This window comes from Nitratidesulfovibrio vulgaris str. Hildenborough, from assembly GCF_000195755.1.
Taxonomy (GTDB): domain Bacteria; phylum Desulfobacterota; class Desulfovibrionia; order Desulfovibrionales; family Desulfovibrionaceae; genus Nitratidesulfovibrio; species Nitratidesulfovibrio vulgaris.
This window is the reverse complement of record NC_002937.3, coordinates 3477834-3490352: the sequence shown is the minus strand read 5'-3', so window position 1 is coordinate 3490352 and position 12519 is coordinate 3477834. Positions and strand designations below refer to the sequence as shown.

Annotated in this window: 12 protein-coding genes and 1 tRNA gene; 5 read left to right on the top strand and 8 right to left on the bottom strand. The window is 65.3% G+C overall.

All coding sequences use genetic code 11. From position 1 onward, the window contains the following. Window positions 1–284 precede the first annotated feature (284 nt). Window positions 285–1175: a LysR family transcriptional regulator gene (locus DVU_RS15575; protein ID WP_010940569.1), complete on the top strand. Its 891-nt coding sequence runs from the start codon at window positions 285–287 to the stop codon at window positions 1173–1175. A gap of 30 nt (window positions 1176–1205) precedes the next feature. On the opposite strand, the gene DVU_RS15570 is transcribed toward DVU_RS15575, so the two are convergent. The 5 genes from DVU_RS15570 to DVU_RS15550 form a co-directional block, all read right to left on the bottom strand. Beyond that, window positions 1206–1661 carry a DUF2703 domain-containing protein gene (locus DVU_RS15570; RefSeq protein ID WP_010940568.1) on the bottom strand — a complete coding sequence of 152 codons (456 nt, stop codon included), beginning with the start codon at window positions 1659–1661 and terminating at the stop codon, window positions 1206–1208. Window positions 1662–2160: 499 nt separating this feature from the next. Beyond that, window positions 2161–3759 (bottom strand): DEAD/DEAH box helicase, encoded by a 1599-nt coding sequence (locus DVU_RS15565; RefSeq protein ID WP_010940566.1) that lies wholly within the window; start codon window positions 3757–3759, stop codon window positions 2161–2163. Next, window positions 3747–4079 carry a GIY-YIG nuclease family protein gene (locus DVU_RS15560; protein WP_010940565.1) on the bottom strand — a complete coding sequence of 111 codons (333 nt, stop codon included), beginning with the start codon at window positions 4077–4079 and terminating at the stop codon, window positions 3747–3749. The genes DVU_RS15565 and DVU_RS15560 overlap by 13 nt, the downstream gene beginning before the upstream one ends. Window positions 4080–4110: 31 nt before the next feature. Next, the gene (locus DVU_RS15555) at window positions 4111–4830 is read right to left on the bottom strand and encodes a metal-dependent hydrolase (RefSeq protein WP_010940564.1); all 720 of its coding nucleotides are present in this window, start codon (window positions 4828–4830) and stop codon (window positions 4111–4113) included. A 106-nt stretch (window positions 4831–4936) separates the two neighbouring features. Continuing rightward, window positions 4937–5500, bottom strand: coding sequence for a UbiX family flavin prenyltransferase (locus DVU_RS15550; RefSeq protein ID WP_010940563.1), 564 nt, complete (start codon window positions 5498–5500; stop codon window positions 4937–4939). Between the two features lie 243 nt (window positions 5501–5743). On the opposite strand from DVU_RS15550, the gene DVU_RS15545 reads away from it, so the two are divergent. Beyond that, window positions 5744–5820 (top strand) — tRNA-Arg (locus DVU_RS15545). Window positions 5821–6260: 440 nt separating this feature from the next. Here DVU_RS15545 and DVU_RS15540 read toward each other — a convergent pair. Genes DVU_RS15540 through DVU_RS15530 form a run of 3 tightly spaced genes read right to left on the bottom strand, consistent with a single transcriptional unit; the run spans window position 6261 to window position 11136 of the window. Further along, window positions 6261–7616 carry a sigma-54-dependent transcriptional regulator gene (locus DVU_RS15540; RefSeq protein WP_010940561.1) on the bottom strand — a complete coding sequence of 452 codons (1356 nt, stop codon included), beginning with the start codon at window positions 7614–7616 and terminating at the stop codon, window positions 6261–6263. Beyond that, on the bottom strand, window positions 7613–9091 hold the full coding sequence (locus tag DVU_RS15535; protein WP_014524643.1) for an ATP-binding protein: 1479 nt from the start codon (window positions 9089–9091) through the stop codon (window positions 7613–7615). The genes DVU_RS15540 and DVU_RS15535 overlap by 4 nt, the downstream gene beginning before the upstream one ends. Continuing rightward, entirely contained in the window at window positions 9088–11136 is a 2049-nt protein-coding gene (locus DVU_RS15530; protein WP_014524642.1) for a S16 family serine protease, read from the bottom strand. Before DVU_RS15530 ends, DVU_RS15535 begins: the two co-directional genes overlap by 4 nt. A gap of 279 nt (window positions 11137–11415) precedes the next feature. Here DVU_RS15530 and DVU_RS15525 point away from each other — a divergent pair, with 279 nt between their 5' ends. From DVU_RS15525 to DVU_RS15515, 3 genes are all read left to right on the top strand, one after another. Next, window positions 11416–11595: a hypothetical protein gene (locus DVU_RS15525; protein WP_014524641.1), complete on the top strand. Its 180-nt coding sequence runs from the start codon at window positions 11416–11418 to the stop codon at window positions 11593–11595. Window positions 11596–11615: 20 nt separating this feature from the next. Beyond that, window positions 11616–12158 carry a hypothetical protein gene (locus DVU_RS15520; protein WP_010940558.1) on the top strand — a complete coding sequence of 181 codons (543 nt, stop codon included), beginning with the start codon at window positions 11616–11618 and terminating at the stop codon, window positions 12156–12158. Between the two features lie 61 nt (window positions 12159–12219). Beyond that, entirely contained in the window at window positions 12220–12513 is a 294-nt protein-coding gene (locus DVU_RS15515; protein WP_010940557.1) for a hypothetical protein, read from the top strand. Window positions 12514–12519: the final 6 nt, after the last annotated feature.

The window sequence follows — 12519 nt, the reverse complement described above, 5'->3', positions numbered from 1 at the left end:
ATGTCGGGCCAGCCGTCTCCCGGCAGCTGCCGTGAGGCAGGCAGGAGCGCCGGGGCGCCGATCGCCCCGGCCCTAGATGGATCGACCAGCAGGCCCGCGAGTACCGCCCAGACCAGCCTGCCGACCATCGGGAAAATGGCTGACTGGCTGCGGGAGTGCCTTGGGGGAAGCGCGGCTGCTTTCACGGTCAAGCTCCTTATCCGTTGCTGGGTGGACGCTATGCCCGCACCGGTGATATGTCCAATTCGAACTTTTCAACGAATCGATTCGCAGGACATATCAATATGGAACTCCGTCAACTCCGCTATTTCGTGGCGCTCGCCGAGGAACTGCATTTCGGGCGGGCCGCACGCAGGGTGCATGTCTCGCAACCCCCTCTCAGCCAGCAGATACGCGCCCTCGAAGAAGAACTCGGGGCGCGGCTTTTCGACCGCACCAGCCGGAGGGTGCTCCTCACCCCCGAGGGCGAGGCGTTCCTTGAAGACGTGCGCGGCGTATTGCGGGGGCTTGAAGAGGCTGTGGACAGGGTGCGCGGTGTGGCGCAGGGCGAGCGTGGCAGGTTGCGTGTGGGCTTTGTAGGCAGCGCCGTATCCACGCGCTTTCCGGCGGGTGTGGCGGCATTCCGGGAGAGGCACCCTGCCGTGAGGCTGGAGTTGCGCGAAAGCGGTACACTGGTGCAGCGCCGCGCCATCGCAGAGGGCAGGCTTGATGTGGGGCTCTTCCGCAACCTCGGGGAGACGCCCGACGACCTCACCACCGAACCCTTCCTGCACGACAGCTACATCCTCGCCCTGCCTGAACGCCATCCGCTGGCGGGGCGCGACAGCGTGAACCTCGCCGACCTGCGGGACGTGCCGCTGGTCATGTATCCGCGTCCGGTCTTTCCGGCGGCGTATGATGCCATCATCGAGGCGTGCCGTAGCGTGGGCTTCTCGCCGCGCATCGGTCAGGAGGCCGTCTCCATCGGCACACAGAAGGCACTGGTGGCGGCGGGTACAGGTGTCGCCATCGTCCCCGGCGCGACGCGCCGCGAACCGCGCGAAGGCGTCGCCTACCGGACGATTATCGGGCCCTTGCCGGACATCAGGCTCGACCTCGCGTGGCGCAAGGGGCGCGACGACGCGCTGTTACGGGCCTTTCTCGACGCGGTGCGGCCCTTCGGGATGGAAGGGTGAGGGCGCGGCACCGACTATGGAACGACGGAATCAGAAGGGCGAGTGTCTATGTGTGCAACAGCCGGTATCACATGCGCAACCTCCAGCACGCTTCGCGGAGTCGACCATCTTCGACGCTGCGATGAGCGCTGCCTTGATGACCATGCCCGGCGGGATGACCTCGAAGGTCCGGTCACCGATTTCTAGAGTCCGGCAATGGGCACCCTCGCATACTGTGTCACAGCAGCTACTTGAAACCTTGGCATCAAGCCACTCTTCGATGGGCTTACCGGCAATCCATATCCGGTTCGATTGCGAAGGGTCTACCCTGAATGATTCGCTGTCGATTTCTCTGGTCTCAAGAATCGGTGCCACATCCAATGGTTTCAGAATCTCCTTCAACGCCTCTACAGCCGCCAACACGCTTTCGTGTGTGTTCCCGCAGCGGCCGCACGTGTTGCCTTCTGGATCGACCAGGCGCTGCCATACGATGGGCAATGACTTCACGACGACCTCCTCCAGCCTAATGGTTCAATCAGGTGTCATCAGGAACTCTGTCTGCTCTATCATCAGTCCACGGGTTATCTGAACACCTCCACTGCGTGCACGAAGGATGATAGCCAGTCTACTCTCTCGTTAACAGTTGGTGCCAGGACAGGGGTGGGGCAAGAGTGAATCCAATGCGGATGGCGACGCGAGAGTAGACTGGTTCAGGCATCGTCCGAACACAGGTCGTACATGGACGGCGGCATTGAAGCTAAAAGGCTCGTTTTTGCAGCAGATTCGCCAGCATCACCTCAATCCGGGCATGATTGGCTGACCGAAACATGGACAGGAGTCATGCTCCATCCATTTCTCAAGGGGGAATAGCTACGTGCTTGCGGTCTGAGATGCTGCAGCGGTGGTGGCTGGCTGCCCTCAATGGAAAAGCCCGACCCCATCTGAGTTTCGTCAGGGGGTCGGGCTTTCTTTCTACTTGTCAGGCGGGAGGATGCAGGCGGCGTGCTTAAGCGGCGCGGTCCTGACCCTCACGGGGGCTTGCCTGTTCCACGGCGAGGCGGAAGCCGCGAATCTGGTTGCCGTGCATCACCGACACCACTTCGGGGGCGATGGAGGCATCCACTTCCACGAACGAGAAGCGGTCGTGGATTTCGATGGAACCGATGGAACGGCCGGAGATGCCCGTCTCACCGGCGATGGCGCCCACGAGGTCACGCGGGGTGATGCGCATACGGCGCCCCACGTTGAAGAACAGGCGCACGCGCCCGGTGCCGATGTCATCGGTCTGGCGGGCACCCGGCAGGTCGATGCGGTCGCGCTGCATGATCATGCGCAGCAGCGTGGCGGCAAGCTGGGTCGGGTCGGCGCCTTCGGCGATGAGCTTCTCCACCACAGGCAGGCAGGCCGAGGTCTCGGCGCTGGCAAGCCCGGCGGCGACTTCCTCAAGCAACTGCCCGGTGCGGGCGCGGGAGGCGTCGGCGGCGGTGGGCATGGCGCGGCGGTCGATGCGCGACCCGGTCACGCGCTGGATGTCGCGCAACTTGTACACGTCGCGACCTGCGGCGAACGAGAAGGCCCTGCCGGTGCGGCCTGCACGGCCAGTGCGGCCTATGCGGTGCACGTAGGTCTCGGGGTCGTTGGGCAGGTCGAAGTTGATGACGGTGTCCACGTCGTCAACGTCCAGACCACGGGCTGCCACGTCGGTGGCGACCAGCACGGAGATGCCCCCGGCGCGGAAGCGGGACATGACACGTTCGCGCTGGGTCTGGTTGAGGTCGCCGTGCAGGGCGTCGGCGAGGATGCCGCGCTGCTGGAGTGCGGCGGCCAGTTCATCGACGCCCTGCTTGGTGGCGCGGAAGACGATGGCCTTGCGCGGAATGTAGGCGTCGAAAATTCGGCATACGGCGTCCACGCGGCGGAAGGGCCGCACTTCGAACCATGCCTGTTCCGTATTGGCGACGGTAAGCTGGCGGCGCGTCACGCGCAGCAACTCGGGTTCGCGCAGGAAGCGGCGGGCGAGTTCGAGGATGCCGTCGGGCATGGTGGCGGAGAAGAACGCAGACTGCACCCATTCGGGCATTTCGCTGAGGATGCGTTCGATGTCCTCGCGAAAGCCCATGTCGAGCATTTCGTCGGCTTCGTCGAGCACGGTCATGCGCACGACGCCGAGTTGCAGGGTGCCGCGGTTGATATGGTCGAGGATGCGCCCGGGCGTACCCACGACGACCTGTGCGCCACGGCGCAGGGCGGAGGCCTGCGGTTCGATGGGCTGGCCGCCGTACACGGAGAGGATGCGTACCCCGCGCAGATGCTTGGCGAGGGCGGTGAGGCCATTGGCCACCTGCAGGGCCAGTTCACGGGTGGGACAGAGCACGAGGGCCTGTACCGAGCGGTCGGCGGCGTCGATGCGCTGAAGCAGGGGCAGACCGAAGGCGGCGGTCTTGCCGGTGCCGGTCTGGGCCTGACCTATCACGTCGCGGCCTTCAAGCAGGCGGGGGATGGCGATGGACTGGATGGGCGAGGGCTCGGTGAAGCCGAGTTCTTCGATGGCCTTGAGCAGTTCCTCTTCGAGGGGGAGGTCCTTGAACGATTCTACGGATTCCATGTGATTCCTTCCGCTGGCGCGGATTGCAGCGCCCCGGCCACGAACGCATCCCCGCCGATGGTGGCGAGGCAGGCGAGCTTCTGGTCGGTCGGTTGCCGTTTGATGCGATACTCAACCCGCTGCGCCTCTCCCCTGCCGGGGAAGGGCGCATGTCCGAGCAGGATGAATGGAGCGCGGCCGCGGGTGTAGCGCGCTCCCCTGCCCCGATGGTGCTGCGTGAGACGTCTTTCGATGTTGTTGGTCACGCCGCAGTACAGCGTGCCGTCGGCACATCGCAGCAGATACACGAACCAGACTTCGTCCGCCTTTCCATTCGGCATGACGTTCGAGGCCCGACGCACACGGTACGCCCTAGCAGGCGCACCCTTCCTGGCTTCTGTCGAGAGTCAGGCTCTCGCCTGGCGTCATGTTGAACAGTCGGCAGTCCGGAGCGTGGTTCGCAAGTTGCTCCCTGAAGCGCGTGGTGTTCTGCTCCAGCACGGGGAACGTTCCCCAGTGCATGGGAATCACGGACCGTGCACGCAAGAGGCTGCACGCGAGTGCGGCCTGACGCGGGTCCATGGTGAACACCCCGCCTATGGGCAACAGGGCGAGGTCGATGGCATACAGGCGGCCCCATAGCTCCATCTCCGAGAAGATGCCCGTGTCGCCCGCATGGTAGAAGGTGAATCCGTCCGGCATGGTCACGATGTAGCCTACCGGAACGCCCGACTCCGAAGAGTGGTACGCCTGTGTCATGGTGATGCGCGCTCCGGCGCATTCCACCGTGCCGCCGATGTTGAAGCCGATGCCGTTCAGCACCAGTTCACGCGGCAGCCCCGCCTCGACGAGGCGGGCATCCGTGCCGACCACACAGCCCAGTTTCGCCCCCGTGGCCTTGCAGATGTCGATGGCCTGACCCACATGGTCGCCATGGTCGTGTGTCACGAGAACGAGGTCGGGCCGGTCGATGGCGTCCCATCGCGCTGCGGCGACGGGGTTGCCGTCGAAGAACGGGTCGATGAGCACGTTGGTGCCACCGGAGGCGACCTGGAAGTTCGAATGACCGTGCCATGTGATGCGGGTCTGCATGACTTGCTCCGAAAGGGGGTTGGAGGATGGCGCGAACGCCGTTCCCGGGCCTGTGACGCGATACCCGTGGGGTGGTCCATCGGGTCGGGGGGATGCCGTACCGGAGTTATCCGCCTTGCCAGCGATGCCCCAGATGATGCGGAAGCCCCAGCTGGTCGAGCACCCGTCCGGCAAGGTGGTCGAGCACGTCCTGTACGGACAGCGGCTTGCCGTAGAAACCGGGGCATGGTGGCATCACCGTGGCGCCCGCTTCGGTCGCGGCAAGCATGTTGGCCAGATGCACCCGTGAAAGGGGCGTCTCCCGGGCCACCAGCACCAGCGGCCTGCGTTCCTTGAGGGTGACGTCTGCCGCGCGGTGGATGAGGTTGGTACCTGTGCCGTGCGCGATGGCGGCTAGCGTCGCCATCGAACAGGGACATACCACCATGCCGCTGTGCCGCCACGAACCGCTGGCGGGGCCTGCCGCGAAGTCGTCACACGAATGCACCGTGTGGGCATGGGCGGCGAGGTCTGGCAGGTCGAGGGATGATTCGTGATGCAGCACCTGACGCGCCGCGTCCGAGACCACGAGATGCGTCTCCACGTTCGGGATGGTGGCCATGGCCCGAAGCAGCGTCACGGCCAGCGGCATGCCGCTGGCGCCGGAGACGGCGAAGACGAAACGTTGCATGGGAGTCTCCTGTGCATGTCCGCTGCGCCGGGCCGGACTCCCGTCGGGAGCATATGAGCCGTTGCAGGGCCTTTATTAGCAAAAATGTGTACGACGCGCCAGCGAAAAGGGGACCTTCCGGGGGCGGTTTTTGCAATCTTGTCGGAAAGGATGTGCGGAACGGCAGGAATGACCTCGCGAACGCGACGGAACAGAGTATGTGCTTGACAGTGGAACTTGGCAAGAGCTAAAAGAGGCGGTTCAGGGCAATTAGCTCAGATGGATAGAGCGTTGGCCTCCGGAGCCAAAGGCCGCAAGTTCGAATCTTGCATTGCCCACCACTAATGGAAACAAGCACTTGCAGCGTAAAAGCGGCAGGTGCTTTTTTCATGCGGTCATGCCGGTGTGCCGTTTCCATGGCAGAAAAAAACTTTCTTTGCCTTCGCTTCTGCAAGGGGCTGTCTCGTGGCGTCGCCCCTTGCCCTTCCCCGTTGCGGGCAGGTCCTGTCGCTGCAAGGGCGAAGGTGCTGCCACGCCGCCCCCATGGCCCATAGCCTTGACTCCCTGCATACCCCCTGCCCTGTACGAGGGAAGGTGCCAGTGGACCCGGGAGGCAAGGGGCGAGTATCGCCCCCTTGGGGTTCACTCTGGCTGCCACGCCCGGTCGTACCCGGCAGGAATGGGGAAGGAGGGGTGCAGGGCTGGCACGGGTTACCGGCGAAGGCCCCGCATCCCGTGGGCCGCGCTGCGTCCGGGCGGCGGCTGTTGCGGCGCCGGGGTGCTACCCCGCCTCCACGCCGAACCGTTTGAGCTTCCGCCACAACGAGGCCCGGTCGATGCCCAGAAGCCGTGCCGCCAGCGTGCGGTTGCCCCCCGCATGTTCGAGCATCCACATGATGTGGTCCCTCTCGTTGTCATCAAGGGTCAGTGCCTTGCGTTCGTCCCCGCGCATCACGTGGTCGGGGGCTTCGAACAGGTCGGGCGGCAGATGCCCCGCCTTGATGACGCCGTCGCTGCACAGCACCACGGCCCGCTCCATGATGTTCTGCAACTCCCTGACGTTGCCGGGAAACGGGTAGCGGGCCAGCGCGTCGAGGGCATCCTGTCCGATGGCGGGGGGGGCGACCTGCATGTCCCGGGCGCTCTTCTCGGTGAAGTACCGCGCCAGCAGGGGGATGTCCGCACGGCGTTCCGAAAGCGGCGGCATACGCAGTGAGACGACGTTCAGGCGGTAGAAGAGGTCGGCCCGGAAGGTGCCCGCCTCGGCCTCGCGCTTGAGGTCGCGGTTGGTGGCCGCCACAAGGCGCACGTCCACCGGAATGTCCACAGTGCCCCCCACCCGTCGGATGCTCCTCTCCTGCAGCGTGCGCAGCAGCTTCACCTGCATGGCGAGTGACATCTCGCCCACTTCGTCGAGAAAGAGGGTTCCGCCCTCCGCCGCCTCGAACAGCCCTTTCTTGAGGCGCGCCGCCCCCGAGAAGGCTCCTTGCTCGTGGCCGAAGAGTTCGCTTTCGAGCAGCGCGTCATTGAACGCCCCGCAGTTGATGGCCAGAAAGCGCCTGTCGGAACGACGGCTGAAGAGGTGCACCATCCTCGCGGCAAGCTCCTTGCCTGTACCGGTCTCGCCGAGGATGAGCACCGACGCCTCTGCAGGGGCCACCTTGGCGATGAGCCGCTTGAGTTCGACGATGCACGGTGCGCTGCCGAGAATGGGCACCGGGAGCGAGCGTTCGCGCAATTGCTCTCGCAGGCGATGCACCTCCTGATTCAGCGCCCGCTTCTCCAGCGCCTTCTGGACCAGTGCCCGCGCCTCTTCGATGCGGTAGGGCTTGGCGAGGTAGTGATAGGCTCCCTCCTGCATGGCAAGGACAGCCGTCTCCACCGTGGCGTATCCGGTGATCATGATGACCTCGGTGTCGGCGTGGTGCTGCCTGATGTGCCGCAGCAGGGCCATGCCGTCCATGTCGTCCATCATGAGGTCGGTGAGCACGAGGTCGTAGTCGGCCCCGGCGAGGGCGCGCATGGCCTCTTCGCCGTTGGCTGCGGTGTCGACCTCGTACTTGCGCTTGCGAAGGAGGATAGCGAGGTTGTCGCGGGCGATGGCCTCGTCGTCGACCACAAGGATGCGGTGCGTCATGTGTGCATTCCCCTTCCGGCGGCGTCGTTATCGTGAAGATGGATGATGAACGCGGTGCCCTTGCCCGGTTCGCTTTCGACGGTCACCCGTCCGCCGTGCTTCTTGACCACCCCGAAGACGATGGAGAGACCAAGCCCCGTGCCCTTGCCCACGGCCTTGAGCGTGAAGAAGGGGTCGAAGATGCGGCCGAGGTGTTCCGGCGGGATGCCCGTACCCGTGTCCTCGACGCGCAGCGCCACCATGTCGCGTCCGGGCACGCGCGTGGCCGAGACGGTGATGGTGCCGGGGGGCGCGGGAATGGCCTGTATGGCGTTGATGAGCAGGTTGATGAGCGCCTCCTGCATGTGCTGTGCGTCGAGGGGCACCACCATGTCGGGAGGTACGCTGGCGGAGAGCGTCACCCCTGCGGGCACTTCGCTGGAGACCAGCGACACGGCCCTTTCCACCACATCGGCCAGTCGTTGTGGCACGAGCGAGAAGTCCTTCTCGCGCGCGAATTCGAGCAGTCCCTTCACGATGTCGCGCGAGCGCAGCACCTCCTGATGGATGTTCCGCAACATGCGCGCGTGGAGTTCGGCGTCGCCCGAACCGATGTCCTCCTGCAGTATCTGGCACGAGGTGGAGATGTTGTTGAGGGGGTTGTTCAGCTGGTGCGCTATGCCGGACGTGAGCACCCCCAGCGAGGCGAGCTTCTTCTCCTGGACGAGCTGGTTCTGGCGGTTCTCCAGTTCCTCGATCATGTGATTGAGTGCCTTGACGACGCTGCGTGACTCGTCGCGGCTGTCCGGAAGGGGCAACGGCTTGAAGTCGCCCTGCACGATGCCCCGGGTGGCGTTCTCGATGAGGGTGAAGGCCCCCAGAAGCCTGCGTCCCACCAGCCATGAGAAGAACACGGCCACGGCGAGAAAGCCGAGGATGGAGATGAGCAGCTGCTGCTTGAGCTTCGAGACCATGCCGAGGATGCGCGACCGCTGGTAGGCTGCGATTTGCCGTGCGCCCTCCACGAGGCGCTTCCCCTCTTCGCGCAGGTCGTTGAGCAGCGAGTCTGCCTGCCGGTTGTCGCCTTGCCGCCGCAGCTGTTCCAGCCGCGTGATGGTGGCGCGGTAGCCGTGCAGTTGCTGGCGCAGGGCGACGATGGCGTGCCTGCCCTGTTCGTCGGTGCCAAGCATCCCCGTGCCGTCGGGGGGCAGGATGACGTTCGTGACGCCGAGGGCGCGTTCGATGAAGGCGAGGTTCTCGGTGTAGTCCTCCTCCATGACGTAGAGAAGGTAGTTCTTCTCATATCGGCGTATCTCGAGGATGTCGCTGCTGAGGTCGTCTACCACCTCGGCAAGACCAAGCGCGTCATCCAGTTGCAGCAGGTAGGAGTATGACATGCCGCCAAGTACGCTGATGCCGAGAATGGAGAGGGCGATGCCCGCCATCACAAGCTGCCGGAGGTTGGCGCGGAGCGTGCCGAAAAGGGGAGGTCTCATGCGTCGAGGCCTCCCTTTGTCGCGGGCTGCGCGGCAGGGGCAAGGACGATTTCGAGCGCATCTGAAACGCTGCCGACCAGTTCGATGCGCGGCAGGCGTTGAACCGTGGCTCGCAGGTTGGCCACGTCAGGGGCGTTGGCCCGGGGCAGGATGACGGTGCGCGCGCCGCCGCGCGCCGCGGCGAGGACTTTCTCGCGGATGCCGCTCACGGGCAGCAGGCTGCCGCCCAGCGATAGTTCGCCCGAGAGGGCCACATCGGCGCGGGCGGGTCTGCCCGCAAGGCGCGAGACCAGCGCGGCGGCGATGGTCACCCCCGCAGAGGGGCCGTCCTTGGCCACGTCGCCCGCCGGGATGTGGATGTGGATGTCGAGCCTGTCGAACGGGACGGCGCGCAGGCCGAACACGTCGGGGGTGCTGCGCAGGTGGCTCAGGGCGATGCGGGCCGATTCCTTGAGTACGTCACCCAGCGAACCGGTGAGGATGAGCTGGCCCGAGCCCCCCATGGTCGAGACCTCCACGAAGATGACCTCGCCGCCCTTCTCCGACCAGACAAGCCCGGTGGCTCGGCCCGTGTGCTGCCCGCCGCCCGTCCTGTCGTGGTTGTAGCGGGCGGGGCCGAGAAGCGCGGTGACCTGCTCCGCGTCCAGTCCGGCGGGGAGTGGGGCGTGCCCCTCCATGTGCAGGCGTGCGAGTTTGCGGCACAGTCGGGCCAGTTCACGCTCGAGCCCGCGCACGCCCGCCTCGTCGGTATAGTCACGTACGATGCGGCGCAGGGCCTCGTCCGCGACCACGGGGCGCGGGTGCACGAGCCCGTGCTCGCGCAGTTGGCGCGGCAGCAGGAAGCGTGAGGCGATGTCGGCCTTCTCGTCTTCGGAGTACCCGGCGAAGGGCACCACCTCGAGCCTGTCGAGCAGTGGTCCGCGCATACGCGAGGTGTCGTTGGCCGTGGCGATGAACATGACCTCCGAAAGGTCGAAGGGAAGGTCCACGTAGCGGTCGAGGAAACGGTCGTTCTGCTCGGGGTCGAGCAGTTCGAGAAGGGCCATGGCGGGGTCGCTACGGGCGTCCTGCCCCATCTTGTCCATCTCGTCGAGCATGAAGACGGGGTTGCGCACTCCGGCCGTGCGCAGGGCCTGCATGATGCGCCCGGGCATGGCGCCCGCGTAGGTGCGCCGGTGTCCGCGCAGTTCGGCCTCGTCGCGCAGGTCGGCCAGCGACAGGCGCACGAAGGGGCGGTTCATGGCCTTGGCGATGGCCTGCCCCACCGATGTCTTGCCCACGCCGGGCGGGCCCACGAAGCACAGCAGGGGGGCGCGCATCCGGTAGCGTGCCCGGCGGCCGCGCAGCACGTCGGCCACGGCAGCGCGCAGGTCGTCAAGGTCGATGGGCTTGGTGAGATAGTGCACGGCACCCGAGCGCATGGCCCGGACGGCACTGTCGACGGTGGCGAATCCGGTGACGATGATGCACTGCGTCTCGGGCGACCGTTCGCGTATCGCCTCGAGCAGTTGCTGGCCGTCCATGGTGTCCATCTTGAGGTCGGAGACGACGAGGTCGAACTCCTGCCCGTCGAAACGTCGCAACGCCTCCTCCCCGTTGGCGGCAACCTCGACATGGTGCCCCTCGCGCCGCAGGACGAGTTCGAGGTTCGCCCGCGCTATGGGTTCGTCATCCACCACCAGCAGCGAGAAGGGGCGTGATGCCCCGAGGGCGTGGGCGGCGAGATGCTCCAGCACCCGTTCGCGAACCTGTCCCAGTCCCGCATGACTCGCGTCGAAGACGCGGGCGGCGCCATGGAGGTCGAACGACGCGGGGGCCATGTCCGACCATGGCAGTGACAGCAGGCACTCCACGTAGCCGAGGGCGATGGCATATTCGGCGACCGAGGGGTCGGTCTTCTCCATGCGCGCGATTTCGGCCTCTGCGGCCCGCTGCGCGTCTTCGGGGAGTTTCGCTGCGGCGACCTTGCCCCGAAGCGTGGTAGGGTCTTCCGCTGTCTCTTCCGGGGCGCAGCCGGGTTCGATGAGTTTCCTGAAGAAGATCATGCCGTTCGCTACCTCCATGCCCGGTGTTGCCGTCTGCTGCATCCTGCTCTGGTGTTGCATTATGCAGCATGTGTGTATTTTTCAGCCTAACCTTGTGAAAAGCAAGTAGTATTGTGCCTTTGAAGTGGCCTCGTGTTGCATATCGCAACACGAGGCTTTTTGCGCTGTGGAGATCCGTGCAGTGAATGTCTCATCATTTTGAATGGTTGTGATCGGAATCGCGCTTGGCACGGGGCTTGTTATGGCTCTCACAAAAAACATGAAGCCGGGAGAAGCAAAATGGGAACCATCCGCCATTCCGTTGAGACGCTCTTCGCCGCGGTGGCTTTCGCAGAACGTGACCAGAAGACGGAGGCCGCCTATCTCGTCCGTTCGCTTGAAACCCGGCAAGACCGGCGCCCGACCCCGGTGGCAGGCAAGACGGTGACCTCCCGTCCTGCACCCCGGCAGCGCGTCTGATGGGATTTCAGGAGTCAGGGATGAGACCGAAGTGGTTTTCATTGTTGCGTCGAGGCGCCCGTGACGTGCCCGACGGCGTACGCGCAGGACGCGTCAACGCCATCGAAGAGCGTCTGGCCGACTACGCGGAGGCCATCGCCCTTGCCGAGGCGGGGGAGATGCTGCTTGCCGGGGCGGTCATGCGCCGCGAGGGACAGGGGCGCAAGCGCCTGCTGGTCGTGGGACATGGCGCGGGTTTTTCGGCGCGGCTTGCGGGGTACGCCATCTCGCTGGCGGGTCGCATGGATGCCGCGCTGACCTTCCTGACCGTAGGGCCGGCAGAGGCAGGGGACAGCACACGAGAGGCCTACACCGCACAGGCTGGGGTTTCGGCCCGCTACTGGCTGGAAGCCGCCCGGGCGTGCGGGGTGCCGGCAGGCCACGAAGTGTGTTTCGCGGAGATTGGAGACGCCATCACCCGCATGACCCGGTCGCTGGGACGTGTGGAGATGGTCTTGAGCGAGCCTGAAGAGGGCTTGCGATTGCAGGGCCGGATGCCTTTGGCCCTGTTCACGGTCGACTAGGAGGGCTTGTGCCCCTCCGTAGGCATGACCCGCAGCGCGGGCAAACCAAGGGAGAGAGTCAATGGCTGCAAAGACTGACCGTAAACCCGTGGGACGCATGACCGTCTTCGGTCTGTTGACCGTCGCCATGTATGCGGCGGTGTTCACCCACGCCGAAGTCATCACGTCCATGTTCGCCCGCGGGTCGTTGTGGGCCGCAGGCCCCATAGCGACGGTGTTCGCGTTCTCGTACGTCCATGGCACGTTCGCCAGCGACCTGTGGAGCGTCCTCGGAGTGAATGCGCGCCCGCAAGCCCGCAAGGCCGCAGAAACCACGGTGGCACGCCCTTCGGCACGCGCCACCGTGAAGGCATGACAGGAG